This is a genomic window from Asaia lannensis NBRC 102526 (assembly GCF_024054035.1).
Classification (GTDB): domain Bacteria; phylum Pseudomonadota; class Alphaproteobacteria; order Acetobacterales; family Acetobacteraceae; genus Asaia; species Asaia lannensis.
This window is the reverse complement of record NZ_JAMXQU010000001.1, coordinates 425,794-451,594: the sequence shown is the minus strand read 5'-3', so window position 1 is coordinate 451,594 and position 25,801 is coordinate 425,794. Positions and strand designations below refer to the sequence as shown.

At 60.1% G+C, this 25,801-nt stretch carries 24 protein-coding genes and 1 tRNA gene; 8 read left to right on the top strand and 17 right to left on the bottom strand.

The features are described from left to right. Nucleotides 1-177: 177 nt before the first annotated feature. Nucleotides 178-729 carry a YqgE/AlgH family protein gene (locus NF685_RS02015; RefSeq protein ID WP_252848384.1) on the top strand — a complete coding sequence of 184 codons (552 nt, stop codon included), beginning with the start codon at nt 178-180 and terminating at the stop codon, nt 727-729. Here NF685_RS02015 and NF685_RS02010 read toward each other — a convergent pair. The 12 genes from NF685_RS02010 to NF685_RS01960 all read right to left on the bottom strand — a co-directional run bounded on the left by NF685_RS02010 (nt 700) and on the right by NF685_RS01960 (nt 10,705). Then, nucleotides 700-1,713: an ABC transporter substrate-binding protein gene (locus tag NF685_RS02010; protein WP_252848383.1), complete on the bottom strand. Its 1,014-nt coding sequence runs from the start codon at nt 1,711-1,713 to the stop codon at nt 700-702. The two genes, NF685_RS02015 and NF685_RS02010, sit on opposite strands and share 30 nt — an antisense overlap. Nucleotides 1,714-1,727: 14 nt before the next feature. Then, nucleotides 1,728-2,501: an ABC transporter ATP-binding protein gene (locus tag NF685_RS02005; protein ID WP_252848382.1), complete on the bottom strand. Its 774-nt coding sequence runs from the start codon at nt 2,499-2,501 to the stop codon at nt 1,728-1,730. 3 nt (nt 2,502-2,504) lie between these two features. Beyond that, nucleotides 2,505-3,500 carry a FecCD family ABC transporter permease gene (locus tag NF685_RS02000; protein WP_252848381.1) on the bottom strand — a complete coding sequence of 332 codons (996 nt, stop codon included), beginning with the start codon at nt 3,498-3,500 and terminating at the stop codon, nt 2,505-2,507. Nucleotides 3,501-3,839: 339 nt separating this feature from the next. Further along, nucleotides 3,840-3,916: transfer RNA gene (locus tag NF685_RS01995), tRNA-Pro, on the bottom strand. Between the two features lie 66 nt (nt 3,917-3,982). After that, nucleotides 3,983-4,564 (bottom strand): LOG family protein, encoded by a 582-nt coding sequence (locus tag NF685_RS01990; protein WP_252848380.1) that lies wholly within the window; start codon nt 4,562-4,564, stop codon nt 3,983-3,985. 41 nt (nt 4,565-4,605) lie between these two features. Then, on the bottom strand, nt 4,606-5,805 hold the full coding sequence (locus tag NF685_RS01985; RefSeq protein WP_252848379.1) for an MFS transporter: 1,200 nt from the start codon (nt 5,803-5,805) through the stop codon (nt 4,606-4,608). 245 nt (nt 5,806-6,050) lie between these two features. Beyond that, nucleotides 6,051-7,154 (bottom strand): DNA polymerase IV, encoded by a 1,104-nt coding sequence (dinB, locus tag NF685_RS01980; RefSeq protein WP_252848378.1) that lies wholly within the window; start codon nt 7,152-7,154, stop codon nt 6,051-6,053. A gap of 90 nt (nt 7,155-7,244) precedes the next feature. After that, nucleotides 7,245-8,291, bottom strand: coding sequence for a ferrochelatase (gene hemH, locus NF685_RS01975; protein ID WP_252848377.1), 1,047 nt, complete (start codon nt 8,289-8,291; stop codon nt 7,245-7,247). Between the two features lie 43 nt (nt 8,292-8,334). Beyond that, entirely contained in the window at nt 8,335-8,457 is a 123-nt protein-coding gene (locus NF685_RS14250) for a hypothetical protein (RefSeq protein WP_264813727.1), read from the bottom strand. A 128-nt stretch (nt 8,458-8,585) separates the two neighbouring features. Beyond that, nucleotides 8,586-9,611: an aspartate-semialdehyde dehydrogenase gene (locus NF685_RS01970; RefSeq protein WP_252848376.1), complete on the bottom strand. Its 1,026-nt coding sequence runs from the start codon at nt 9,609-9,611 to the stop codon at nt 8,586-8,588. A 98-nt stretch (nt 9,612-9,709) separates the two neighbouring features. After that, nucleotides 9,710-10,348, bottom strand: a complete 639-nt coding sequence (locus NF685_RS01965) for a 2OG-Fe(II) oxygenase family protein (RefSeq protein ID WP_222546613.1) — start codon at nt 10,346-10,348, stop codon at nt 9,710-9,712. Nucleotides 10,349-10,393: 45 nt separating this feature from the next. After that, nucleotides 10,394-10,705, bottom strand: coding sequence for a hypothetical protein (locus tag NF685_RS01960; RefSeq protein ID WP_222546612.1), 312 nt, complete (start codon nt 10,703-10,705; stop codon nt 10,394-10,396). A gap of 271 nt (nt 10,706-10,976) precedes the next feature. Between NF685_RS01960 and NF685_RS01955 the strand changes: the two genes are divergently transcribed. After that, nucleotides 10,977-13,865, top strand: coding sequence for a 2-oxoglutarate dehydrogenase E1 component (locus NF685_RS01955; protein WP_252848375.1), 2,889 nt, complete (start codon nt 10,977-10,979; stop codon nt 13,863-13,865). A 155-nt stretch (nt 13,866-14,020) separates the two neighbouring features. On the opposite strand, the gene lpdA is transcribed toward NF685_RS01955, so the two are convergent. The 3 genes from lpdA to NF685_RS01940 all read right to left on the bottom strand — a co-directional run bounded on the left by lpdA (nt 14,021) and on the right by NF685_RS01940 (nt 17,069). After that, nucleotides 14,021-15,442, bottom strand: coding sequence for a dihydrolipoyl dehydrogenase (gene lpdA / locus NF685_RS01950; RefSeq protein ID WP_252848374.1), 1,422 nt, complete (start codon nt 15,440-15,442; stop codon nt 14,021-14,023). Nucleotides 15,443-15,509: 67 nt separating this feature from the next. After that, the gene (gene odhB / locus NF685_RS01945; RefSeq protein WP_252848481.1) at nt 15,510-16,829 is read right to left on the bottom strand and encodes a 2-oxoglutarate dehydrogenase complex dihydrolipoyllysine-residue succinyltransferase; all 1,320 of its coding nucleotides are present in this window, start codon (nt 16,827-16,829) and stop codon (nt 15,510-15,512) included. Between the two features lie 24 nt (nt 16,830-16,853). After that, a complete protein-coding gene (locus NF685_RS01940) occupies nt 16,854-17,069 on the bottom strand; it encodes a hypothetical protein (protein WP_252848373.1) in 216 nt (71 codons plus the stop codon). A gap of 161 nt (nt 17,070-17,230) precedes the next feature. Between NF685_RS01940 and xylB the strand changes: the two genes are divergently transcribed. Next, the gene (xylB, locus tag NF685_RS01935; RefSeq protein WP_252848372.1) at nt 17,231-18,697 is read left to right on the top strand and encodes a xylulokinase; all 1,467 of its coding nucleotides are present in this window, start codon (nt 17,231-17,233) and stop codon (nt 18,695-18,697) included. Nucleotides 18,698-18,743: 46 nt separating this feature from the next. On the opposite strand, the gene NF685_RS01930 is transcribed toward xylB, so the two are convergent. After that, entirely contained in the window at nt 18,744-19,562 is an 819-nt protein-coding gene (locus NF685_RS01930) for an alpha/beta hydrolase (protein ID WP_252848371.1), read from the bottom strand. A gap of 87 nt (nt 19,563-19,649) precedes the next feature. Here NF685_RS01930 and NF685_RS01925 point away from each other — a divergent pair, with 87 nt between their 5' ends. The 3 genes from NF685_RS01925 (at nt 19,650) to aroE (ending at nt 22,317) form a co-directional block, all read left to right on the top strand. Then, nucleotides 19,650-20,183, top strand: coding sequence for a cupin domain-containing protein (locus NF685_RS01925; RefSeq protein ID WP_252848370.1), 534 nt, complete (start codon nt 19,650-19,652; stop codon nt 20,181-20,183). A 142-nt stretch (nt 20,184-20,325) separates the two neighbouring features. Further along, nucleotides 20,326-21,330, top strand: a complete 1,005-nt coding sequence (locus tag NF685_RS01920; protein WP_252848369.1) for a LacI family DNA-binding transcriptional regulator — start codon at nt 20,326-20,328, stop codon at nt 21,328-21,330. Between the two features lie 129 nt (nt 21,331-21,459). Then, nucleotides 21,460-22,317, top strand: a complete 858-nt coding sequence (gene aroE / locus NF685_RS01915; RefSeq protein ID WP_252848368.1) for a shikimate dehydrogenase — start codon at nt 21,460-21,462, stop codon at nt 22,315-22,317. 168 nt (nt 22,318-22,485) lie between these two features. On the opposite strand, the gene NF685_RS01910 is transcribed toward aroE, so the two are convergent. Further along, on the bottom strand, nt 22,486-23,715 hold the full coding sequence (locus NF685_RS01910) for a multidrug effflux MFS transporter (RefSeq protein WP_252848367.1): 1,230 nt from the start codon (nt 23,713-23,715) through the stop codon (nt 22,486-22,488). A gap of 504 nt (nt 23,716-24,219) precedes the next feature. Here NF685_RS01910 and NF685_RS01905 point away from each other — a divergent pair. Together NF685_RS01905 and NF685_RS01900 are read left to right on the top strand one after the other, a co-directional pair. Continuing rightward, on the top strand, nt 24,220-24,543 hold the full coding sequence (locus tag NF685_RS01905; protein WP_252848366.1) for an acyl carrier protein: 324 nt from the start codon (nt 24,220-24,222) through the stop codon (nt 24,541-24,543). Then, entirely contained in the window at nt 24,540-25,799 is a 1,260-nt protein-coding gene (locus NF685_RS01900) for a beta-ketoacyl-[acyl-carrier-protein] synthase family protein (protein ID WP_252848365.1), read from the top strand. Before NF685_RS01905 ends, NF685_RS01900 begins: the two co-directional genes overlap by 4 nt. The last annotated feature ends 2 nt before the right edge of the window (nt 25,800-25,801 follow it).

Genomic DNA, 25,801 nt, shown 5'->3' with positions numbered 1-25,801 from the left:
AGGCCCTGTGCCATCATGGTCCAGACGGGTCAGCATGCCCATGGTTGCGCCTGTCGCTTCCGTTTCCTGCCGACGGCCCATGCCAGAGGCTCATACGGGGCAGACTTGCAAAACACCCCCCGATCGCCGACATTTTCAGCCATGGCTTCAGATTTCACAACGCCCACAGAAGACACGATGACGGGTCGCCTGCTCATTTCGAGCCCGATGCTTGGCGATTCGGATTTTGCACGCAGCGTCGTCTATGTCTGTGCCCATTCGCGTCAGGATGGAGCCATGGGGCTGATCGTTAACAAACGGGCCTCTCATCCCACGCTTGAAACGTTGTTCGATCAGCTCGACATCACCCCCTCACCGCCACGCCGTCGCATCAATCTGTGCATGGGCGGCCCACTTGAGCCGACACGCGGCTTCGTCCTCCATTCGGCAGAGTGGCGCCGTGAGGACAGTCTCGTGATCAATAACGAGAACTGCCTGACGGCCAGCCTCGACATTCTGCACGAGATTGCCAATGGCAAAGGCCCGCGCCATGCCCTGCTCGCTCTTGGCCATGCCTCATGGGAGCCGGGGCAGCTTGAGGACGAAATGATCCAGCAGAATGCCTGGCTCAGCGCACCGGCGACGGACGATCTGATTTTCGGCAGCGATCAGATGGTCAAATGGCGCAAGGCTCTTGCCACCATCAATATCGATCCGCTGTCACTGTCCAACGTGATCGGTCACGCCTGAGGCAGAGTCCACCGGACAGGATCCAGCCGGTGGCGCAGCTGCATCAAGGATAGCTTCGGCCCCTCGCCTGTCGATCCTGCTGCGATAGAACACACGGTAGAAATCCGTTATCCGGTCGATCATGGCCGTAGGGTCGACTGTTCCTGTCCCGATCAGCTGGCGGGCCCAGACGATCTGAAGCAGCAGTTCGGGGCTGTAGCGATCCCAGTTGAAAACGCCCGCGGGATTGCGAAAAACATGGTTCTGCTGCACGGCGGACAGACGCGACCAAAGGGCATGGTCCATCATCCGATCCGGGTCTCCGGCATCGGCCCCCAGAACGATGATATCGGGCTGCCAGCTCAGGATCTGTTCAAGCGCGACAGGGCGCTTGTTCCCATGAATACCGATGGCCGCATTGACCCCGCCCGCATCGAGTATCCACTCATCGACGATACTGTTATCGCCATCCACGGTCAGAGGGGTGAGCGTGGCAATATGCAGCACTCTTTTCAGCGCTCCCTGCCCGGCAGGACGCGCCCGGATCAGCGATGTCAGTGCCGTGCGATAGCGTGACGCCTGCTGTTTCGCTTCCTGCGTATCGAGAAGAAAGGCTGTGCGGTCGATTGTCGTCAGCAGGCCATCGAAATCGGTAAAGCCTACAGGGACCGCGTTCAGTCCAAGGGTGTCGAGCGCAGAAGCCACACCGGACTCGCGCGTGACGAAGACGAGATCGGGATGCAGGGCCAGAACAGCCTCGGCATTGAGTGTCATGCTACCGAAAAGCTTCGCATGATGGAGCGAGGGAGCAACGCAGTACATCCAGGCAAAGCGCGCTGGCGAAACGACTGTGCCGACGATCCTGTCCGAGGCACCCAGCATAATGAGGGTGGCGTTATGCGCGTACCATCCATCCACGATACGCCCGGGCGCGGCAGATGCCCGCAGCGGCGCCCAGAGGCAGAGAGCGGACAGCACCAGACAGCCCGGAAGAACCCGTTTCATCCAGCGTGCCCTGTTCATGTCCAGTCTTCTCCCCCCGCAAAGAAACGGGCCGGTCCGTGATCGTACTGATCCAGCGATACGCCATAAAAGGCGCTGAGCCTTGAGGCGTCCAGCACCGCCGACGGCGTGCCCTGAGCGAGAATACGCCCCGCCTGCAACAGAACGACCTGTGAGGCATGACGATAAACAAGATCGGGTTGATGCGCTGTCATCACGACCAGACGCCCCTTTTTAACGAGGTCCGATAGAAGTCGCATGAGCCTGAGCTGATGCCCGTAATCGAGCCCCGCAAGCGGCTCATCCAGCACGAGAACAGGCGTATCCTGTGCCAGGGCACGCGCCAGCAGGACACGCTGGTATTCCCCACCCGACAAGGACGTGCAGGGCCTGTGTTGCAGGGCTGAAAGGTCGAGCTGGGTCATGGCCTGCGCAACGGCTTTTTCATCCTCCGGTGACAGGCCCCCTGTCAGACCCGTATGAGGCAGGCGCCCCAGCCGGACGATCTCGGCAACACCATAGGGCGGAGGCAGGTCGTGACGCTGCGGCACATAAGCCATGAGGCGCGCATGCGCCCTGCGCCCGAGACGATGCAGATCGTCCCCATCGAGCAGGATACGGCCCTTGTCGGGGCGTAAGAGCCCCAGAAGGAGCCGCAGCAGCGTGGTCTTTCCTGCGCCGTTGCTCCCCATGAGGCAAAGCATCTGTCCTGATTCGCCGGTCAGGGCGATATCCTGCAGAACAGCCCTGCCGCTGCGGGAAAAAGTCAGCCGCTCGATTGTGAGTCTCACCTGTTAGAGCCGCCCTTCGCGACGCAATTGCCTGAGCACGAGAATAAAGCCCAAGGCCCCGAAAAGCTCGGTCATCATGCCAAGGGGAATTTCCGACGGGGACAGGCTACGCGCCGCAGTATCGGCAAGAACGAGGCAGCTGGCGCCCAGCATCCCGGCAAAAGGCAGCATCAGACGATGATTCGGCCCGATAAGGAGGCGCGCGATATGGGGCATGATCAACCCAACCCAGCCTATGATGCCGGCGAGCGAGACGGTCAGGGCGCTCAATGTCGTAGCCAGGACCAGGACAGCCGCGCGCAGCATCCCGACAGGCAGACCCAAACTATGCGCCTCGTCATCGCTCAGGGCGAGCGTATCGAGCACGCGCCCACTGCCCCATAATCCCGCCATGGCGAGCAGCATCAGGGGAGACAGCAGAGCAAGCGTGCTCCATTGCGTCTGGGCCAGACTGCCAAGAAGCCAGTAGATAATTGCTGGAAGCTGATCGAACGGATCGGCCAGATATTTGAGCAGGGACAAAAGCGCGGTGAACAGGGCACTGCTGATCAGCCCCCCCAGAAGCAAAGGCAGAACCCCTTGCGTCCCGACCAGACGGGCGATCGCAAATCCCAGCGCCACGGCAGAGCATCCACCGAGCACAGGGGCGATTCCGAGAAGCAAAGAACCGGCATGGACAAGAAGCGCCCCCGCCGCCCCGAAAGCGGCACCGCTCAGCACGCCAAGCAGATCGGGCGATACGAGCGGGTTGCGGAACACGGCCTGAAAGGCTCCGCCCGACATGGAAAGCGCCGATCCCACAAGCACAGCCGCCAGAATACGCGGCAAACGCGCCTGAAGCAGCACTACGCGGATTTCATCGGGTCCCTGACCGAGACAGGCCTGCGTCAGCTGAGACAGGGATATGGGGTAGCGCCCGCAGATCAGGCTGGCGAGCACCACCAGACAGAGCAATACCGCACCGAGGCCGAAACACAGCGTCGTACGTTTGTTTTTCAAGCCATCAGAACCCGACTGATCCTGCTGGGCCGCGTCATGCCCATGCGACACGCAGGAAGGCGATGGAATGTCAGGATCGTGGATCACCGGTACGGGGCCGATGGAGATCGTTGATTCATCGCCTCCCGCTCCGGAAAAAGCTGTCGAAATCCGGCGACAGGATCGTCCCGGAAGGGGAATCCTAAGGCAGTTTCATCCGACAGGCTATTCTTCATCGCGCGAAACGGCAGAGCGTATCGCGCCGCAGAAAACCCACGCCACGAGACCCCGACGGTCTCGCAGGACGAGAAAAACTCAATAGATTTTCCGGGAAAGTTGCCCCCCTTGGGGGGCTTTATCTGGTCGGAGTGAGAGGATTCGAACCTCCGGCCCCTGCGTCCCGAACACAGTGCTCTACCAGGCTGAGCTACACTCCGAACCGATGGATGGGGCTATACTGCCAGTTGACCGGCTCTGCAAGGGGGGCAGACGATCAAACTCGGTCAAAGTCGGTCGGTTTGTGCGTTTTCTTCTACTCTGGCGGTCTGGCCCAGAACTTCCAGCGCCGTATCGACATCGGGCACCACCTGGTAAAGGCGGCTTGCCGACGGGTCGGCAAGCCCCTGTTCGATAGCGGCTTCGAGGGCGGCAATGACATGCACGGCCCAGTTGGCCACATTGACGATCAGGATCGGTTTGTCATGCAGGGAGAGCTGGCGCCATGTCATGATCTCCATCAGCTCGTCGAACGTCCCGAGGCCGCCCGGCAGAACCAGAAAAGCGTCGGCCTGGGCAAACATCAGACGCTTGCGCTCATGCATCGAGTCCGTGACGATCAGATCGGTCACCTGCTCGTTCATCACCTCGCGATCGTGCAGGAAGGTCGGAATGATACCGGTTACCTTGCCCCCCGCCTCAAGCGCGGCCGAGGCGACCACGCCCATAAGTCCTACCGCGCCGCCGCCATAGACGAGATGAATATCGCGCTCTGCCAGACCTTTGCCCATGGCGCGGGCAGCCTCACCGAAAGCGTGTACGTTACCGTGGCGCGAGCCGCAGAATACCGCGGCGGCAGCGATTGTCATTTCAGTACTGTCCTTCGATCTGTTTCAGACTTCGGCTGTGTTCAGGTTCTGGCTGCGTGCTTCAACCTGAACACCTGGAGAATACCGAGGAATGTAACGCAAGCCGTGAAGATGAACAGGGCCATATACCCTGCCGAATGAATGACGAGACCGAGAAGCGGGCCCGAGATACCGATGGCAAGGTCGAGAAAAACCGAGAAGGCGCCCAGTGCCGCACCGCGGTTTTCGGCCCCTGCCCTGTCGACGGCCAGCACGCCGAGAGCCGGGAAAACCAGCGAGAAGCCCGCCCCCGTCACGGCGGCGCCGAGCGTTGCAGCTTCGGCAGAAGGCAGGAAGGCGAGAATCAGAAGACCCAGCGTTTCGACCGCCAGAGAGATCAGGGTAACGTTTACCCCGCCGATACGCCCGATCTGACGCGCAAAAACGAAACGTACGATAACGAACACGATACCGAACACGGCAAGGGCCTGCGCTGCATCCGGCCAGTGCTTGGACGCGAAATAGAGCGCGAGACACGAAGATATGGCGCCGAACCCGACCGACCCCGCAGCGAGCGCACAGCCATAGGGCAGGATAAGGCGGAATACCTTGGCAAAAGGCATGGCGGGCGCGTCATATTTGACCGGTTCGACGGCAGGGTAACGCGCAGCCAGAAACGTTCCGAGGGCGGGCAGGATCGTCGAGACGATACCGAGCGTGACGAGACCGCCCCACCCGCCGCCGAGATGGGAAAGCTGCTCGCCTATCGTGGCTCCCAGCGCGATACCGCCATAGGACGTGATACCGTTCCACGAAATGACCTGAGCCGTATTGGCCGCACCTGCGCGCCTGATGTTCCAGACGATCGCCGATGTCGATGTCCAGCTTTCGGCCCAGCCCAGCGCCAGGCGGCTGACGAAAAGACAGACCAGCGCGAGCGGAATGAATGCGGCACTGATACCGGATGCCAGCAGCATCAGGCCGGAGAAAATACCGAGTGCGAGGCCACGCACCGCGATAGGTTTCGGGCCTCGTGTATCGATGCGTTCCCCCGCCGAGGCGCGTGAGGCGAAGGTCGCGAAATACTGCAGCGACACCGCAAAGCCAGCGATGATCGTGTTGCAGTGCAGGACCTTGTGCACGAAGATCGGGATCACCGCCATCGGCAGGCCGATGACGATATAGATGATGAGATTGAGCGATACGACTGGCAGGATAAGTCCAAGAGGCGATCTCTTCGCCTTCGCCTGCCCGGCAGTCATCACGTCATCCCCAATCTATCATGCAGTACCCAGAGGGTCAGATTTGCCAGCCCGCACCCGTGCTGTCACCCCGCCAGAACAGGTTTTTGGCCTGTTTTTCGCGTTTATGCTGCGCCAAGTGCACAGATGAGAACGGAAACGGCGGCACCGAGCCATAACGATGAGGTGGAAAAAACTGAATTCATGGCGGCAGATCCTTCCACTGGAGAGCGATGGACTCCCTGAACGCCGCAGCATACGGAAAGTCAGCAGGCTGACTCACCAAAAAGTGTCAATTGTGCGGTTTTTTCTTCTTCATCGTTCACAAGCCCCGTAAGTGTGACACCCATGAGCCGGATGGCCCGCTCGAACGGGAACAGGCTGTCGAGCAGATTGCCTGCCTGCGACCGCATGGCGTCCATGGTTGCGAACGGGGCCGATCCGGAGCGCGTACGGGTTACGATCTGGAAATCGGCATATTTCAGCTTGAGCACGACGGTCCGCCCCGTCAGGGTCTGGGCCGCACATTGCCGCCAGAGTTTTTCGCACAGCGTATGCAAAATCGCGCGTGCATCTGTCAGGTCGGTCAGATCGGTCTCGAACGTGGTTTCTGTTCCGATCGATTTGCGTACACGGTCCGGCACCACGGGACGTTCGTCGATTCCGCGCGCGATCGAGGCGTAAAACCCTGCGGCCTTGCCGAAATGACGCGCCAGGACCTCGATAGGGATCGTGCGCAGATCGGCCCCCGTGAATATGCCAAGCCGGTTCATTCTGGCACGTGTGGCCGGACCGATCCCGTGGAACTGCTCCACGCGCAGAGATGCCGCAAAATCAGGGCCCATGGCCGGCGTGATCACGAATTGCCCGTTGGGCTTGCGATGATCGGAAGCGAGTTTGGCCAGAAAGCGATTATAGGAAATGCCAGCAGAGGCCGTCAGTCCGGTTTCTTCTGCAATCGATGCCCGGATCATCTGCGCGATCTGTGTGGCCGACCCGTGAGTGCGGTAGCTCTGTGTGACGTCGAGATAAGCTTCGTCGAGAGAGAGAGGCTGGATCAGACTTGTATAACGGGCAAAAATCTCATGGATCTGGCGCGACACGGCACGATAGACATCGAAACGCGGCGGTACGAACATCAGATCGGGACATTGCCGCAAGGCGGTACGCGATGGCATGGCCGAACGCACACCGAAACGCCTCGCTTCGTAACTTGCGGCAGCAACGACACCGCGCCCTTCACCACGCCCAACGGCAACAGGCCGTCCACGCAGTTCGGGCGCATCGCGCTGCTCGACCGATGCATAGAAGGCATCCATATCGATATGGATGATGCGACGCGCCGAAGAATGTCCTGTCGGTTCAGACATGGCCTCTTATGCCACCAGAAAACAGAACAAAACAAGATCACGCGTCATGGTCCGACCGGGATTTAAAGGCTATCCCGGCCGCTCCTGCCTTCAGGATGCGAGACCGCTCTCCTTCGCCCATGACGGCGGGCAGGCCTCACGCACGAGCGCCTCGATCAGATCGACAGCCATGGGCGTATCGTTCAGACACGGAACAAGCGTCAGTTCCTCGCCACCTGCCTCTATGAACTCATCACGCAGTTCATGGCCGATCTCATCGAGGGTCTCGATGCAATCGCTGATAAAGCCGGGCATGATGACGGCAATGCGCGTAATACCCTGCTCAGGAAGGGCCTTAACGAAGGGCGCCGTATAGGGCTGTATCCATTCCATGGGCCCGAAGCGGGACTGGTAGGTGATGGGCATCTGCGCATCGGTCAGTTCGAGCGCCTTGCGCAGGGCCACGATCGTGCGTTCGCAATCGTCGGGATAGTAATCCCCCTTGTCGACGCAGATTTTCGGCAGACCATGAAAGGACGCGACAATGCGCTGCGGCTTCCAGCTCAGGCTCGCCAGATGATCGCGCACGCTTTTTTCCAGACCGGCAATATAGGCCGGATGATCAGGAAAAGCGGGGACGGTCATGACAGCAGGCTGACGGCGCAGTTTCATGAGCGTACGAAACAGCTGATCGTTCGCTGTGGCTGTGGTCGTTGCACTGTACTGGGGGTAAAGCGAAAGATAGATGATGCGATCGCATCCCTGATCCATCAGCTCTTCGACAGCCTGCCTGATCGACGGTTTGCCGTAACGCATGCCCCATGCAACAGGCACGGACGACCCGAGACGGGCTGCCAGCTTCTCGGCCTGCGCCCGCGTGTAGACACGCAAGGGGCTCGCATCTTCCACGCGATCCCAGATCCTTGCATAGGCTTCGCCACTTTTCGACGGGCGGGTCGTGAGCACGACACCTTGCAGGATGGGCTGCCAGATTGCGGGCGGAGCCTCGATGACGCGACGGTCCGACAGGAACTCGCCAAGATAACGTCGCACCGAGAAATAATCCGTCCCGTCCGGCGTGCCGAGATTGGCGATCAGAACGCCGGTCTTGCCGCCGGGAGGCACGGAAGTTGCTGGGGTCTTGTCGATGAACGCCATGTCTCTCTATCGATCTTCTGGTTCTGGAGAGACTGAAAACCGCTCAGTGTGCGGTGGGTTTCCGTTTGACGCGCACGGGCACCGGCTTGGGCGTGGGTGCCATACGGAGCACGCCGAGCGCACCCAGAGCAAACAGACCGGCAATAAGGGTGTCGATAACAGGCATCGTCAACTCCGTTCAGGCCCTTGCAGTACGATCCTGCATCCGCCCTTGGCGGAAGTTTGGCACTACGCGACGCCCACGCAATGCCAAATCCTCAATAATGACATTAATGTAATGCCAGAATAGTCAAATCAGGCCTTTGGCTTGATCAGATCGAGCGCAATCAGCGCCTCGGCGATCTGTACGGCGTTGAGCGCTGCCCCCTTGCGCAGATTATCGGACACGCACCAGAGCGCCAGGCCGTTCTCAACCGATTCGTCGATACGCAGACGCGAGACATAGGTCGCATCCTCACCCACGCATTCGATAGGCGTGACATAGCCGCCATCATCGCGCTCGTCGCGCAGGATCACGCCATCGGCCTCGCGCAGCGCCTCGCGCGCGCGCGCCAGATCGACAGGCTCTTCGCATTCGATATTGATGGCTTCGGAATGACCGATAAAGACGGGCACACGCACGCAGGTCGCTGCGACCTTGATATCGGGATCGAGAATCTTGCGCGTCTCGACCGCCATCTTCCATTCTTCCTTGGTCGACCCGTCAGGCAGGAAGCTGTCGATATGGGGGATCACGTTGAACGCAATCTGCTTGGTGAACTGGGCAATGGTCGGCGGATCGCCCACAAAGCTGCCCTTGCACTGGGCAAACAGCTCATCCATGCCATCCTTGCCCGCGCCGGAAACCGCCTGATAGGTGGAAACGACGATGCGCTTGATGGTGAACAGATCGTGCAGCGGCTTGAGCGCCACCACCATCTGTGCCGTCGAGCAGTTTGGGTTGGCGATGATGTTGCGCTTCATTTTCTTGAGCGCATTGGCGTTCACCTCCGGCACGACCAGAGGCACATCCGGCTCCATGCGGAAATGCGAGGTATTGTCGATCACGATACACCCGGCCGCCGCAGCGCGTGGGGCATGAACGGCAGAAACCGAAGCGCCCGGCGAGAACAGGGCAATATCCCAACCCGTGAAGTCGAACGTTTCGAGGTTCTGGATTTTAAGGACCTTCTTGTCACCGAAGGACACGTCCTGCCCGGTTGAGCGGGCAGAAGCCAGCGCCGCCACTTCGGATACAGGAAAATCTCGCTCGGCAAGAATGCGCAGGAGTTCACGACCCACAGCACCAGTCGCGCCCACGACCGCAACGCGGTATCCCATTATCACATTACCCCAGTCAGAGTTTACTGGTCAGAGTTTGCCAGTCAGAATTTGAGCCGTCAGAATTCGATCGTCACCGTGCCGATCCGTTACCCGCCTCAGCGGGCAAAGGACAGACGCTTGAACAACGCCGATAGCCGATGACGGCGCAGTTCATAGCGCGCCTTATTATTCGTGGCCATGTAATTCAGCTGGATAGTATAGCGCGGACCAACATACTGACGATGGCCGTGCCAGGTTTTGGGACCGTTGGGGAAAATCACAAGCGTACCGTGAGCAGGTTTTACCTCGACATCGTAATCTTCCAGATTGTCGGGGCCGTTGAGCAGACGCAGGCAGCCTTCCTGAGCCGACCATGCCGCGCTCTCGGGGTTCAGATAAAGCAGGATCGTCACCAGCTTGGCTTCTGAGTCGCAATGAATGCGACCGTCCTTTTCGCGCGTGCGACCGCGCAGGGTCAGCATGCTCGGCGCGTCCTCGACATTCAGGCCGAATTTCTGCGCCACGATTTTCTTGAGTTTCGGCCCCTGCAGTTCCTTCGTCAGAGCCCTGACGGTCGGATGCAGCCTGAGGCCCTCTGGCGGGAACGACCCGCCGGACTTCATCTCCGGCATCAGATTGATGAGTGTCTGGAGGTCCTCTTCGCGCACGAAGTTCGGAACGACCACATGTCTGAACGGTGCCTCGCTGATCGGGGTCCGTTCAAGGGCTTCATATTGAAGAGCGATCTGTGACATGGAAGGCGAGCCTATTCCTGCTCCACAGCCTGCACAAGAGGGATGCTAACCCTTCATGCGATGATGCAGATGACGGACGGCACTGTTGCGCACGAACTGCGTATATCCGGCGCCGATGCGATCCGTATCGGAGAAGCAGGAACGCAGGGAAACCGGGCCGGAAACCGGCTTTTCACCCGGGGTATAGGCCGTATGAACCAGATGGGGCGCATGCGTGCAACGCAATGGTGCACGGCTGTCGAAATCCAGATGACGGCCCTGTTGCTCGACCGGTCGTTCCGGAGTCGCAAGCGCGCAGGACACGCCCTGGCACAGTAGCGAAATCGTGAATACCGCGAGTGCGGGCATGCGACGCATGACAGACCCCTCCAAACTGCAATATCGGAACGCCCCTGTATGGGTTAGATCACCCGATGTTCTGGTACGGTGTCTAAGACGGAGAGCGGGATTGAAAGTTTCGACTCTTTCTGACCCCGTCTGCAGAACGTGCGATTGTGAACTGAAATCGTTCGGAAAAGTTTTATGCTTGTTGCTGATAGGCAAGAGTTCCATGGTGACCACCGCCATGAGAGTGCCATTTTGAAGTGTTATCCAGTTCCGGACGTGTCAGCCGGGGAGGGCTGCAAGCATGGGTGAGATCGGTTCGTTACCTACGGCGCTTAACGGCGCCAATACCGTCTATCTGGCGGATCTGCATGCCAAATGGGCTGTCGATCCACGCAGCGTGGACCCCTCCTTTGCGGATCTGTTCAAGGCGCTCGACGCCGAACAGGCTGCGGCCCGTCAGGCCGCAGGGCTGAATGCTGCCGACAGGGCCGCCTGGGGCGAACAGGCCTCCCTGCTCGACGCCCGCTCACAAACCCTTCCTCCCTCGCGTTCGGGTGGCGAGTTCTCCGCCACCGATCTGCTGTCCAGCGTCGATGACAGCGTGCGTGCCATCCAGCTGGTGCGCGCCTATCGCGTACGCGGTCATCTCGAGGCGCGTCTTGATCCGCTCGGGCTGCAGGTTCCGAAATCCTATACCGAGCTTGATCCGGCCACCTACGGTTTCGGCCCCAATGACCGTGACCGCCCGATCTATCTGGGCCAGATGGTCAGCTCGCTTCTGCCCGAGCGCGCCAGTGCGACCATCAACGAACTTCTTGCAGCGCTGCGCCAGACCTATTGCGGTCCGATCGGCGTGGAATACATGCATATCCAGGATGCCGCTCAGCGCCTTTGGCTCCAGCACCGCCTCGAAGGCGACGACTGGCGTCATATGTTCTCCGCTGACGAGAAAAAGACCATTCTCAACCAGCTGACCGAAGCCGAAGGGTTCGAGGGGTTCTGTCAGAAGCGCTTCACCGGCACCAAGCGCTTCGGACTGGAGGGCAGTGAAGTCACCATTCCGGTGCTTCATGCCATTATCGAACAATCCGTGCAGCACGGCACACGCAGCGTTTCGGTCGGCATGGCGCATCGCGGTCGTCTGAACGTGATGGCCAATGTCGTGCAGAAGCCCTTTGCCGCCATTTTCTCCGAATTTGCCGGCGCATCGTTCAAGCCGACCGACGTGCAGGGGTCGGGAGATGTGAAATACCATCTTGGCACGGCTGCCACGCTTCATGTGTCGAACGAGAAGGTGCGTGTGACCCTTCTGCCCAACCCATCGCATCTCGAAGCGGTTGATCCGGTTGTGGTGGGGCGTGTGCGTGCCATCCAGGATTCAGAGGGGTGTGTCGGTCTTGAAAACCGCTATCGCCATCTCGGCCTGCTGATTCATGGCGATGCCGCTTTTGCCGGTCAGGGTATCGTTTACGAAACCATGGCCATGTCGCAGCTCATCGGCTATCGCACCGGCGGTACGGTTCATGTGGTGACGAACAACCAGATCGGTTTCACCACCATTTCGGCCCATGCGCATTCGGGCTTTTACTGCACCGACATCGCCAAGGCCGTTCATGCGCCGATCCTGCATGTGAATGGCGACGAGCCGGAAGCTGCGGCCTATTGCGCCCGTCTTGCTGCCGATTACCGGCGCGAATTCGCCGCCGATGTGGTGATCGATCTCGTCTGCTATCGCCGCCACGGTCATAACGAGGCCGACGAACCGGCCTTCACGCAGCCCACCATGTACAAGGCGATTGCTGCCCGCCCCACGACGCGCGCCCTGTATGCCAAGCGTCTGGCACGTGAGAAGATCATCGATGCCGAGACCGCCGACGATCGGTTCCAGTTCTTCCAGGACCATCTGCAGGAACAGTTCGAGGCTGCCAAATCCTACGAGCCGAGCCGCGAGGACTGGCTGGAATGCAACCAGGATCCGTCCCGTCTGTCCGACGAACCCCTGCGCGAACAGCCCGTCACCGGCATCAGCATTTCCGGGTTGCAGCGCGTTGGCGCAGCACTGACGCGCATCCCTGAAGATTTCGCCCTTCATCCGCGTCTGCGCCGTGTCATTCAGGCACGCGCTCAGGCCATAGAGACGGGTGGCGGCATCGACTGGGCTCTGGGTGAGGCACTGGCTTTCGGGTCGCTGCTACTTCAGCATCATCCCGTGCGCCTCTCGGGTGAAGACTGCCAGCGTGGCACATTCAGCCAGCGTCATGCCGTGCTGATCGACCAGATCAACCAGAGCGATTATGTGCCGCTCAACAACATCGCCGACGGTCAGGCGAAAATCGAAGTCTATAACTCCCTGCTATCCGAATTCGGCGTGCTGGGCTTCGAATACGGCTACACGCTGGCCGCTCCCAATTCCCTCGTTCTGTGGGAAGCCCAGTTCGGCGATTTCGCCAATGGGGCACAGGTCATTATCGACCAGTTCATTGCCTCGGGTGAAACCAAATGGCTGCGCACATCGGGTCTGGTGATGCTTCTGCCGCATGGCTATGAAGGCCAGGGTCCGGAGCATTCATCGGCCCGTCTCGAACGCTATCTGCAGCTTTGCGCAGAAAACAATCTGCGTGTGTGCAATATCACGACCCCGGCAAACTACTTCCACGCCCTGCGTCGCCAGATTGCACGCGAGTGCCGCAAGCCCCTGATCATCATGACGCCGAAATCGCTGCTGCGTCATAAAGAGGCTGTATCCGATCTGACCGATTTCGGACCGGAGACGCGTTTCCGTACCGTGCTGCCGGAAACCGATGCGCTGTTGCCCGATCAGGATATCAAGCGCGTGGTGCTCTGCTCGGGCAAAGTCTATTATGACCTGCGTGCGGCGCGACGCGAAAGCGGAAGACAGGATGTGGCCATCATCCGTCTGGAGCAGCTCTATCCCTTCCCGCGCGATGTGCTTTCGCAACAGCTGGCACGTTACCCCAATGCGCAGATCGTCTGGTGTCAAGAAGAATCCCAGAACGGCGGTGCCTGGGCCTTTGTCGATCGTCGTATCGAGAACTCGGCCGAGCGCTGCAATCACGCTCACCCGCGCCCGATCTATGTCGGCCGCAAAGCCTCAGCCTCACCCGCGACAGGTCTGGCCAGCGAACATCAGGCCGAGCAGGCCGCTCTGGTGCAGGAAGCACTGGGCTGACGCCTCATCCGCCCCGGATTTCGGTCCGGGGCGGCAAAGGCCTGATATTTTCAGAAAACAGAAGCCGTCATGGGGCCCGCCCCTCACCTGTCACAGGATCATACCCTGAGACAGGTGCCCCGCGTCACGCCTGGATACGCAGGTTGAGACTTTCCTTAGAGATGCAGCGCCTTGTCGAAAGCTGCCATTGCGGCTTCCTTCACCGCTTCCGAGAGCGTCGGGTGGGCATGGCAAGCCAGAGACACGTCCTCGGCGCTTGCCTTGAATGTCATTGCCAGAGTGGCTTCCGCTATCAGTTCGCCCGCACAGGCACCCAGAATATGCACACCCAGAATACGGTCCGTCTTGGCATCGGTCAGCACCTTGACCCCGCCATCGGTCGCCGCAATTGCACGCGCGCGCGCGCTGGCCATGAAAGGAAAGCTGCCGGTCTTGTAGGCCACACCGTCCTGCTTCAGCTGCTCCTCGGTCCTGCCTACCATGGCAAATTCCGGCTGGGTGTAGATCACTGAAGGAATGGCGTCATAAGGCACATGACCCACATGACCGGCCAGCTGTTCCGCCAGAGCAATGCCCTCTTCCTCGGCCTTGTGCGCCAGCATGGGGCCGGCAATCACGTCACCGATGGCATAGATGCTCGGGCAGGAAGTGCGGAAGTGACTGTCGACCTGCACACGCCCGGCCTCATCCGTCTCGATCCCCACACTCCCCAGACCGAGCCCCTCGGTATAGGGTTTGCGTCCGATCGCCACGAGCACGACATCGGCCTGAAGCTGCTCGGTTTCTTCCTTCCCGACCTTCTGAACGGTGAGCGATTGCTCATCGCCCTGCGCCTCGACCTTGGTCACGCGTGTCGAGAGGCGGAATTTCAGCCCCAGCTTTTCCAGTGAACGCTGGAACTGACGCCCCAGCCCACGGTCGAAACCCGGTGCGATATGATCGCCATACTCGATGATCGTGACCTCGCTGCCGAGGCGCTTCCACACACTGCCGAGTTCGAGGCCGATCACGCCCGCGCCGATCACTGCAAGGCGTTTGGGCACCGCTTCGAGAGACAATGCGCCTGTGGAAGAAACCACGCGCTTCTCGTCGAAAGTCACGCCCGGCAACGCTGTCGGCGCACTGCCTGTCGCAACAACGATGGACTTTGCCGTAACCGTATCGCCACCGATCGTCAGGCTATGCGGGCCGGTCAGGCTGGCCTCGCCCACGCGGAACGTGACATTGTTCTTGCGAAAGAGATAGCCGATACCCTTCACCGTATCGCCAACGACACGCTCCTTGCGCGCCATCATCTGGGGCAGGTTGAGCCTGGGCGTGACATTGTCGATGCCAAGCGCTGCAAATTCGGTCTCTGCTTCATGCAGACGTTCGGAGCTGTGCAGCAAGGCCTTCGATGGAATGCACCCGACATTGAGGCAGGTGCCGCCCGGCGTCTCTCTCTTGTCGATACACAAGACCTTCAGGCCGCGCTGGGCGGCCTTGATCGCACAGACATAACCGCCCGGCCCTGCGCCGATCACGGCCAGATCGAAATCATGGGTTTCGGACATGGCAGTTTCTTTCTCTTCAGACATCGATGTGTTCTTGCGACGGTTTTCGGTCCGGCTGTTCCTTCAGAAGCCCGGGCGCCCTGAAGGCGCCTCAGACATCGAGCAGCAGGCGTCGCGGATCTTCCACATACTGCTTGACGCGCACCAGGAAGCTGACGGCCTCACGCCCGTCGACCATGCGGTGATCGTAGGACAGCGCAACATACATCATGGGACGGATCACAACCTGACCATCGACGGCAACCGGTCGGTCCTGGATGGCATGCATGCCCAGAATACCCGATTGAGGCGGGTTGAGGATGGGCGTGGAAAGAAGTGAGCCGAACACGCCACCATTGGTGATCGAGAACGTGCCGCGCGACAGCTCATCGAGCTTCAGCGTACCGGCGCGTGCGCGCTTGCCGTAATCGTTGATGTTGCGCTCGAGATCGGCAAAGCTCATCTGGTCGGCGTCATGCAGAACAGGCACGACGAGTCCGCGTTCGCTCCCGACCGCGATGCCGAGATTGACGAAACGGCGATAAACGATCTCGTCGCCGTCGATCGTGGCATTGATGGCAGGAAATTCCTGAAGCGCCTTGATGCAGGCGCGTGCGAAAATGGACATGAAGCCCAGTTTCACGCCGTGCTTCTTCTCGAAAATCTCGCGATATTCGGCACGCAGTGCCTTGGCCGCGCTCATATCCACTTCATTGAAGGTGGTGAGAATGGCCGCGGTGTTCTGCGCGTCTTTCAGGCGTCTCGCGATCGTCTGGCGCAGCCTTGTCATGGGCACGCGCTGCTCGCGGCTATCCTGCTCCGTCTGCCCCTGAAGAGCCGCAAGTGCACTCGCAACAGCAGGCGACGCTGCCGGCGCGGCAGGTGCCGATGGAGCAGACACCGGTGAAGCTGACTTTGCTTCAGCAGGATTCTGCGATGGCTGACGGGGGCGAGCCATCTCGGCGATCACATCCCCCTTGGTGATACGACCATCGAGCCCTGTCGCCTGACCGATCGTCTCGGGCGCAATATGCTCCTCGGCCATGAGGCGCGCAGCGGCGGGCATGGCTTCGCGCTGTGACGTATCGGTTCCCTTCGCAGGAGCCGGAGACGGCGTAGCAGAGCCTGAAGACGATGCCGCCGCGGCAGGCTTAGCCTTGTCCGATGGTTTATCGGGCGTAGCGGTGGGCGTTCCGGACGGATCGAGCGTGCCGAGCACGCTGCCGACGGCCACTTCAGCCCCTGCGGCCACGAGATCGTGACCCAGCACGCCGGCCTGAGGCGCAGGCACCTCAACGCTGATCTTGTCCGTTTCCAGTTCGACGACGGGCTCATCGGCGGCAACTGCCTGTCCGGGTTGCTTGAGCCAGCGGGTAATTGTTGCCGAGGTGACGCTTTCACCAAGAACCGGCACCCTGATCTCGACCGACATCATCTCTCCCTTAGCCCGTCGGGCTTATGTCATGCGTCTGTTCGACCATCCAATAGGGGCACGAACATAGACAGGAACGACCGCCATGCCTACACCGTCCGCACATATGGACAAACCCTGATACTGGGGATGACGAGACAGGCTTTGCAGGGATTGTTGCCCCATATCGTCCTGCAGCACCATGATTTCACCCGATTGTGACGCGACTTCAGGGCCGCTCACCGTGTCTGATCGCCTCATCCACCTCTTTGCAGCATTCTGAACCGGGCCCTCATGGACCGACACCCGACAGGGACCGGCACCTCTCTAAATCAGCCAGACGAGCCGCCGGATACAGACAGACCGGCAGAAGGCGGGCTCATGTCCACACCACGCAGCATCCACAGCAAGGCGCAGCATCCATGACTTCCGGTACGTATCTCGGCATCGATCTCGGCACTTCGGGAATCAAGGCGGTTCTGGTTGACGGGGCACAAAGCATCATCGCCTCCCATACCGAAAAACTCGATGTCAGCCGCCCGCATCCGGGCTGGAGCGAGCAGGCACCCCAAGACTGGTACCATGCCACGCTTCGTGCTCTGGACGCCCTGCACGGTTCTCATCCGGAGGCGCTTGCGCAGGTGCGGGGCATTGGCCTTTCGGGGCAGCAGCACGGCGCCGTGCTGCTGGATGCACAAGGCGAAGTCCTGCGCCCCTGCCTGCTCTGGAACGACACGCGCGCCGAGTCGGAATGCTCGCTTTTCGAGCACCGTTTTCCACTCTGCCGACAGATTACGGGCAATATTGCCATGCCCGGATTCACCGCACCCAAAGTGATGTGGGTGGCACGCCATGAGCCCGACATTTTCGCCAGGGTCACACATGTCGTCCTGCCCAAGGCATGGCTGCGCTTTCGTATGACGGGCGCCCTGATCGAGGACATGTCCGATGCTTCAGGCTCGCTCTGGCTCGATACAGGTCGGCGCCTTTGGTCCGATGCCGCGCTCGAAGCATCCGGGCTGCGTCTCGCATCCATGCCCGAGCTGTGTGAGGGCACGGCCCCTGCCGGGCGTCTCGACGCCGATCTCGCTGCACGATGGGGCATGGTCGAGGCACCCGTTTTTGCCGGCGGGGCGGGCGATAATGCCGCAGGCGCGGTCGGGCTCGGCGCCATTCACACAGGCGATGCTTTTCTGTCTCTGGGCACGTCAGGGGTGGTATGGGTAACCACCGACAGCTTTCATCCGGGCGGCAATCATGCCATCCACTCCTTCTGCCATGCTGTGCCCGGTCAGTGGCATCAGATGGGTGTCACGCTTTCCGCTGCCGCCTCTCTCGCCTGGTGGTCGCGTGTTACGGGCCTCGATGAAAAAACCCTGCTCGCCGAACTGCCGGAAAGCCCACAATCCCCCTCACCCGTCCTTTTTGCGCCCTATCTCTCGGGCGAACGCACACCGCATAATGACGGGACCGTACGGGGCGGTTTTGTCGGGCTGACACAGGATACGACACGTGCGCAGATGACACAGGCCGTGCTGGAGGGTGTCGCTTTCTCATTTCGCGACGCGCTGGAGGGACTGGCTGAATCGGGCACTGTCATCAGCGAGGCCGATGTGATCGGCGGCGGGTCGCGCAGTCCGCTCTGGACATCCATTCTCGCAAGCGTGCTCGGCATTACCCTGCATCATCTGGCAAACGGGGAGCAGGGTGGCGCTTTCGGTGCAGCACGCCTCGCCCGTATCGCCGTGACATCGGAGGATGTCAGCGCGGTCTGCCTGCCTCCGGAACGTATCGCCTCCATCGTGCCGGACGAGAGCCTGACCGGTCCCTATCGCGCAGCCTATGCACGCTACCGTGCGCTCTATCCGGCTCTGAAATCCATCGGCTGAGCTGCCACGGACGATTATCGACCTGTCAGACGGCAGCTCGGTGGGATCAGGGCGATGGCGGGCAGACGCGCCGGATAAAGGCACGCAGAACCGCCAGTCCCCCGTTCTCGATCAGGGTCGAATGGGTTCCCTGTTGTGTCGTCCATATGGTCTTCGGTTCCGGTGCTGCCTCATAGACGGCAAGGCTTTCTGCCGGCGGTACGGTACGGTCCTGAAGGGTGCGCATGACCAGAAGCGGCGTTTTCAATGCAGCGATACGCCCAAGCGTATCGAACCGGTTTCTCAGCAGCAGACGAACGGGCATGATCGGATAACGCGATGCGGCAACATCGGCGATGCTGGTATAGGGCGCATCGAGCACGGTTCCTGCTGAGGGGAAACGCAGCGCCGTCTGCACAGCCACATTCGTGCCCAGAGACTCGCCATAGATCACGATCCGCCCGGCCTCGATGCCGTGCGTTCCGAGATATCCCATCCCGGCAGCTGCGTCGCTGACGAGCCCAGCTTCGCTAGGGGCGCCGGGATTGCCTGCATAGCCACGGTATTCGACGGCCAGAAGCCCCGTATCGCCCTGCGCCATCAATTTGAAACGCTGCGCTCTCGTCATGATCGATCCGGCATTGCCATGCAGATAGAGAATGACGGGGCCATCGCCCTCAGGGGGGCGATAATAGGCCTTGAGGTCAAGTCCGTCCTGCGTATGCAGCACGACCATACGCGCGCCTGGAATCAGCGTTGCAGGGTCGGCCAGCGGCGTTGTCTCGGCTGGAAAGACCAGTCGATCCTGCCGGAAATAAAGAAAGGCTGCCGAGGCCAGATAGGCCGCAATGGCCAGGCCAATGACGACCGCAATAAATCTGATCACCGTTAATGGCCCCGGAACGATTTCAGGATAGACGCGTAATCAAAAGGATGTGACCCCCCTCCATGCTGATTGTCGAGAGCCGAATCGATGAAATATTTGTGGCCGCTTCCCCTTCTCATCGCCTTTCTTGCTGCAGCATTCTTGACTCAGGCAGCCGAGAAAGCGCCTGAAAAGCCGCTGCGCAGCTATCAGCATCTGTGGACTGACGATCAGGGCGTGAGCCACATCGCCCGTTGCCCGGTCTCGAATTTCTTCCTCAAAAGCATGTCTCCACCTGCCGGGCCGCAATGGCAGGACCCGATGTCTCCTCAAACGGCGACGGTCATGATGACCGTGCAGCCAAGACACTGGAACGGGGCATGGCATCCCGACCCCAGGCCACAATGGATTGTGCCGCTCAAAGGTCGCTGGTGGGTGCGCGCCATGGACGGCACACGCGCTGAAATGGGTCCGGGAGATATCCTGTTTGGTGAGGATCAGGATGTCCGCCCGATGGCAGACGGACCCTACAAGGGCAAAAAAGGCCACGATGCAGGCAATGTCGGTGACGATGAGGTAACGCTGCTTGTCATCCAGTCGGCCAATCCGCCCGAGCGAAACAGGCCCTGCCGTTATTACTGAACAACCGGTCACTGAATCGTCGGTCGCCCGCCCCGAACGGGAACCCGGGCTACCCCCGATACCGTCTCGCATTCATGCAATGCGAGGGTTGTCTGCCGCGCCGGGGTCGCCCTGAAACACCGGTTCGTGTCATGATGGCAACATGACCAAGCGTGTGATCACTTCTGTCGATGTTGCCCGTCATGCGGGCGTCTCCCAATCGGCCGTATCGCGGGCTTTCTCCACCTCCGCAAGCATTGCCCCAGCGACGCGTGAGCGCGTCTTCAGGGCTGCCGAAGAACTGAACTACCGTCCCAATCGCATTCCCTCCATCATGCTGACAGGTCGGTCGGGAATGATCGGCATCATTGTTGGCGGCTTGCGTAACCCGGTCTACGGCTCGGCACTCGAACGTCTGTCATCGGGTATTCGCGATGCCGGATTTCAGGTCATGCTGGTTCAGGTGATGGACGATGTGACACTCGATGCGGCCATCGACAAACTTGCCGGATATCGTGTCGATGCGCTCATCGCGGCACTGGCAATCGGTACGGAAGAAACGGCTAGAGCCCTCTCCGCGCTCAACATACCGGTGATCTGTTTCAACTCTGCCCTGACGGGGCCGGGTATCTCATCCGTACAATCCAGCAACCGCAACTCAGGACTGCGCTCGGCACACCTGATGCACGAGCTTGGGGTAACGCGCCCCTGCTTCATGGCCGGACCTGCAGCGAATGCCGCATCGCGCGAGCGCTTTGCGGGTTTTGAAGAGGGCTGCGCAGCCTTCGGCCTGACGGTCATGAAGCTGTATGGCGAGGACGATTACCGAGCGTCGTACGATGCCCTCACATGCGCACTTCTCGCTGGACACAGGCCCGATGGATTATTCGCCAGCAACGATCTCATGGGATGTGGGGCACTGGACGCCATCGGTGAGATCACAGGTTTCTCCTGCCCGCAGGACATGGTCGTCATCGGTTACGACAATATCCCCCAGGCAGCATGGAACGCCTATCAGCTGAGCAGCTTCGACCAGAGACCGGACCGGCTGGTGGCGACTGCTCTGGATATCCTGACGCGCTCGCTCGCAGCGCCGGAAAACCGTCTTTCGGAAACGCATGTGATCGAGGCCGACCTCGTTCTTCGTCGCAGTACGTCTCGCCGCTGATAAGCGGCCCCGCACGGACTCAAAATACGGTTTTCAATGAAACCCTTGCCATTCGATGCGTTGTTTGCATAGCTATGCAAAATGACAACGGCCCGTTGCAGGGTCGACTGTCTCTCAGGAGTGTACCCCATGACAGACCGTTCCTTCCGCTCGATCCTGACCGGTTCTTTTTCCACACCCTGTGCCAAGAATCCGACCGTCGCGATGATGGAGGCAGGCTATGCCAAGGCGGGGATCGACGCCCGCTACATCAATTGCGACGTAAAGCCGGACAATCTTGCTGCGGCGATTGCCGGGGCAAAAGCCATGGAGTGGGCCGGATTCAACTGCTCGATTCCGCACAAGATTGCTGTTCTGGAGCATCTCGACGAGATCGCGGAATCGGCAAAAATCATCGGTGCCGTCAATTGCGTGCAGATCCGTGACGGCAGACTGACCGGCAACAACACAGACGGAAAAGGCTTTCTGGCCTCACTGCGCAAGGTGACGGACCCGAAAGGCAAAACGATCGTGATCCTTGGCGCTGGTGGCGCAGCGCGCGCCATTGCAGTGGAACTTGCTCTGGCTGGCGCTGCCAGAATCACCATCGCCAATCGCAGCCCCGAGAAAGCGAAAGCGATTGCCGAGCTTCTCACGCAGAACAGCGATGCACAGGCTCATGCCATCTCATGGGAGGGCGCACTCGATGTGCCAAAAGGCACGGATGTTCTGATCAACGCCACGTCCATAGGTCTTGGCGATGCGGAAGCCATCCCCGCTATCGAGACATCCAGCCTTTCCAATGCGACGATCGTGGCAGACGTGATTCCCAATCCCCCTATGACGAAGCTTCTGCGCGAGGCGAAAGCGCAGGGCTGTCAGACACTCGACGGGCTGGGCATGCTCGTCAATCAGGGCATTATCGGCGCCGAACTGGTGCTCGGTGCAAAACTCTCTCCCGACATCATGGAGAAAACACTCGCCGTTATTTTCGGTGCGCAGGACTGACACAGCAGACCGTTGCCAGCATTCCTTTTCCGCACTGCCTGCCTTGCCAGCCTATGAAAAGGGCTTACCGGCGCGGGAAAACGGAACAGCGACGATCACCGGGTGCCAGGGGCGGCTAATCGCCTCTGGACGCCACTTTCGCCTGAATTTTGCTCACACGCAGCGAAGTCAGGTGTTTTTCTGACGTTTCTCGGCGGCACGGCGCCAGAAATTGCAGAGCACCATGCCGCAAATACCGGCAAGCATACCGAAAGCCGTCGAACTGAGCCGTGTCGGTGGCAATAATGCCATGAGAATGCCGCTCGAACCGCCGATGGCAAAGGCCATGGTGCCGAGCAGCGCCGATGCTGCCCCTGCCTGATGCCCATGATGGGTCAGTGCCAGCACATTGGCATTGGGGCCGATAAAGCCAAGCGTGAATGTGGTGGTGATGATCAGGGCGCATAAAGGCCAGGGATCATTCTGCCCCACAACATGGCTGAGACTCACGGCCAGCAGGATCAATCCTGAAACGAGACAGGCGGCCAGCCCGTATTGCATGACCGACGTAAAAGCGAATTTATGCGAGAGTCTGCCATTGATCTGCGTGGCCAGAATGAACCCGCCCGCATTGATGCCGAAGAAAATGGCAAAGGCGCGCGGGGTAAAACCGAGCAGATGCTCGAACAGAAGCGGTGCGTTCGACAGATAGGCAAACATCACGAAAGTGCTGAAACTCGACAGCGTGGCAGAGGACATGAAGACCGGCTCACGCACGAGGCTGACATAACGGCGCAGGATTTCCACCGGCGGCAGGGCATAGCGCCGTTCCACCGGCAGGGTTTCCGGCATCACCGCAAGCCACAGCCCCGCCAGCAAGGCGGCTGCCACGGCACCTGCCCAGAAGATCAGACGCCAGCTTCCAAAAGCCAGAAAAACGCTTCCAAGCGTCGGAGCCAGTATAGGTCCCACGCCGAAAACGAGTGTGAGCTGGGACATGAGACGTACCGCCTCGTGCCCTGTGGCCACATCGCGCACGATGGCCCGCGGAATGACGCTGGTGATGGCCCCCCCCAGAGCCGCCACCAGACGAAGCAGACAGAAGGACCAGTATGAACTGGTCGTCGCCAGAGCGATCGTGGCGACGACATAAATGGCCAGCCCCACCACCATGGGCTTGTGTCGCCCGAAACGGTCCGACAGGGGACCCAGACAGAACTGACCGATGGACAGACCGATAAACCAGGCGGCCAGCGTGAGCTGTGCCGAGCCGGGCCCCTGCCCCAGATCGTGTTCGAGCTGTGGAAAAGCCGGGAGATACATATCGGTCGAGATCGGACCGATCGTGCTTACGAGCCCGAGCAGGATGATCTGCCCTGTCGAGAAGCGTATGGCAGGATGAGGCGAAGAGGTCAGCACGGGGAAACCGGGTCCATTCAGTCTTGGCCATCGAGACACGAGAGAAACCCGGTGCATTCTGCGCTACCGCAGAGAGCGCTGTGCCGTTCTATGGCAAAAACAGTATCGGAGAAGAGCGTATCTGTCTGGCGTATCGGTCAATTCTCTTCCTCTCGCCAGCGAAAGGCAACCGACGTTTTCGTGGCATGGCGGCAACCACGTCATGCAGCGACCGGCAATCGGCCCGGGGAACATGGCATTCGTGATGGCAGAGACCGGACGGACAACGTCTCCCCTCATCTTTGCGCGCGCGAGGGCCAGTCAGGGCGGCATCGATTGTCATGGATTTTCGTCAGGCCAGGGCCGCCCTCGCGATAGGCATCTGGCACCGATACAGCCTGGAGGGCACGCCATAAGCTGCGAACCCTAAAGAAAATTATAGCCAGAATTATCTGGTCTTATGCTGCGGGGGATATCACAATAGTGTTACGCAAAATTTAGCCTCGTCAGGAAGGCCGATTCGACATGGCAACCGATAAGCCAGCGATGCATGAAGACACCATCCACACAGTATCTGTCGATGACACCGTGGTCCGCATAATCGCAGAGCATTTCGGGCAGGATGTCGCTGCGCTACCCAAAGACAGTCAGCTGGCCGACACCCTGGGCGCCGACAGTTTCGATGTCGTACAGCTCGCCTTCGCCTTTGAAGAGACCTTCCACATCGATCTGCAGAATGTCGACCTTTCCCGCGTCAAAACTGTTGCCGATTGCATAGCGATTGTTACGGAACGCTCATACGCCCCCACGCAGGATCTTCCTGCTACGGCACCCATGGTAAAAACATGACCCCTGCACGCAGCCGTCGGCGCGTGGTCATTACGGGTGCGGGTGCGGTATCTCCTCTGGGTCTGGGGGCCGCTGAAAACTGGAACGCCCTTTTGTCCGGCACCGCAAATCTGGAAATCGAGCGATTTCTTTACGACCGGGCCAGTACCCGGTTCTGCGTAGGCCGGGTGCCCGATCGTCTGGAAGGCCTTTATGAGCGCCTGCTCACGAGAAAGGAACGTCACAGACTGGATCGCTTCATCCTGCTCGGGATCGTGGCGGCCGAAGAGGCCATCGGACAGGCCGGGATCGACAGGCTTTCCGAAGCCGCACGTCGCGATATCGGCGTCATCATCGGCTCGGGCATTGGCGGACTGAATACAATTGTCGAAGCCGCCAAACGTATGGAGCAGGAGAAAACCGTTTTCTACCTGCCGGGCGTTCTCACAAACAGCTGCTCAGCCTCCGTATCGGCACGGCACGGTTTCAGAGGAGGCGCCTATAGTGCAAGCGGCGCCTGTGCGACCGGAACCCTGACCATAGGGCAGGCCTTCAGGGCCATACGGGACGGATATAACGATATCATGGTGGCCGGTGGCACCGAAGCGCCTGTCAACGCAGCCGGTATCAAGGTTTTCGACAATTTGCGCGCGCTCGGCCATGACGAGTCCCTTTCCGCCCGGCAAATCAGCCGCCCATGGGATGTCGGTCGCACAGGCTTTGTCCTGTCTGAAGGGGCCGCTGTCGTCGTACTCGAAGAGCACGATCACGCACATCGTCGCAACGCACCCATTCTGGGCGAAGTGGTCGGGTTCGGTCAGAGCGCCGATGCGGGAGACCTGGTCGCCCCGGAGCCCTCGGGCGCTGGTCCGGTTGCCGCGATGCGCGCAGCCCTGCGCGATGCAGGCTGGCAGCCCAACGATATCGACTGGATCAACGCCCATGCGACCGGCACCCCGCACGGAGACGATGTGGAACTCGATGCCATCGAGCAGGTTTTCGGCGACCGCGATGCGGAGCGACCCCTGTTCGTGTCATCGAGCAAGGGACTGACCGGTCATCTCCTGGGAGCATCCGGCGCATTGCAGGCCGTGCTCGGCCTCGAAGCGCTTCGGCATGACATAGTTCCACCAAACACCAATCTGGTCACTCCCAGCCGTTTGAGTCGTTTTCATCTACCGGTCGAGCCGGTGAAGCGTCCCTTGTCGACATTCATGCTCAACAGTTTCGGGTTCGGCGGGGTCAATGGCTGCCTTGCCATCGGGAAGGAGGTTTGATC

Coding starts and splice junctions, on each gene's coding strand:
- NF685_RS01955 (WP_252848375.1), top strand. CDS start 10,977: ATGGGTGAGATCGGTTCGTTACCTACGGCGCTTAACGGCGCCAATACC.
- NF685_RS01905 (WP_252848366.1), top strand. CDS start 24,220: ATGGCAACCGATAAGCCAGCGATGCATGAAGACACCATCCACACAGTA.
- lpdA (WP_252848374.1), bottom strand. CDS start 15,442: ATGTCTGAAGAGAAAGAAACTGCCATGTCCGAAACCCATGATTTCGAT.
- NF685_RS01970 (WP_252848376.1), bottom strand. CDS start 9,611: ATGGGATACCGCGTTGCGGTCGTGGGCGCGACTGGTGCTGTGGGTCGT.
- NF685_RS02015 (WP_252848384.1), top strand. CDS start 178: ATGACGGGTCGCCTGCTCATTTCGAGCCCGATGCTTGGCGATTCGGAT.
- NF685_RS01990 (WP_252848380.1), bottom strand. CDS start 4,564: ATGACAATCGCTGCCGCCGCGGTATTCTGCGGCTCGCGCCACGGTAAC.
- NF685_RS01985 (WP_252848379.1), bottom strand. CDS start 5,805: ATGACTGCCGGGCAGGCGAAGGCGAAGAGATCGCCTCTTGGACTTATC.
- aroE (WP_252848368.1), top strand. CDS start 21,460: ATGACAGACCGTTCCTTCCGCTCGATCCTGACCGGTTCTTTTTCCACA.
- NF685_RS01925 (WP_252848370.1), top strand. CDS start 19,650: ATGAAATATTTGTGGCCGCTTCCCCTTCTCATCGCCTTTCTTGCTGCA.
- NF685_RS14250 (WP_264813727.1), bottom strand. CDS start 8,457: ATGCCTGTTATCGACACCCTTATTGCCGGTCTGTTTGCTCTGGGTGCG.
- xylB (WP_252848372.1), top strand. CDS start 17,231: ATGACTTCCGGTACGTATCTCGGCATCGATCTCGGCACTTCGGGAATC.
- NF685_RS01965 (WP_222546613.1), bottom strand. CDS start 10,348: ATGTCACAGATCGCTCTTCAATATGAAGCCCTTGAACGGACCCCGATC.
- NF685_RS01920 (WP_252848369.1), top strand. CDS start 20,326: ATGACCAAGCGTGTGATCACTTCTGTCGATGTTGCCCGTCATGCGGGC.
- NF685_RS02010 (WP_252848383.1), bottom strand. CDS start 1,713: ATGAAACGGGTTCTTCCGGGCTGTCTGGTGCTGTCCGCTCTCTGCCTC.
- NF685_RS01900 (WP_252848365.1), top strand. CDS start 24,540: ATGACCCCTGCACGCAGCCGTCGGCGCGTGGTCATTACGGGTGCGGGT.
- NF685_RS01940 (WP_252848373.1), bottom strand. CDS start 17,069: ATGAGGCGATCAGACACGGTGAGCGGCCCTGAAGTCGCGTCACAATCG.
- odhB (WP_252848481.1), bottom strand. CDS start 16,829: ATGTCGGTCGAGATCAGGGTGCCGGTTCTTGGTGAAAGCGTCACCTCG.
- hemH (WP_252848377.1), bottom strand. CDS start 8,291: ATGGCGTTCATCGACAAGACCCCAGCAACTTCCGTGCCTCCCGGCGGC.
- NF685_RS01960 (WP_222546612.1), bottom strand. CDS start 10,705: ATGCGTCGCATGCCCGCACTCGCGGTATTCACGATTTCGCTACTGTGC.
- dinB (WP_252848378.1), bottom strand. CDS start 7,154: ATGTCTGAACCGACAGGACATTCTTCGGCGCGTCGCATCATCCATATC.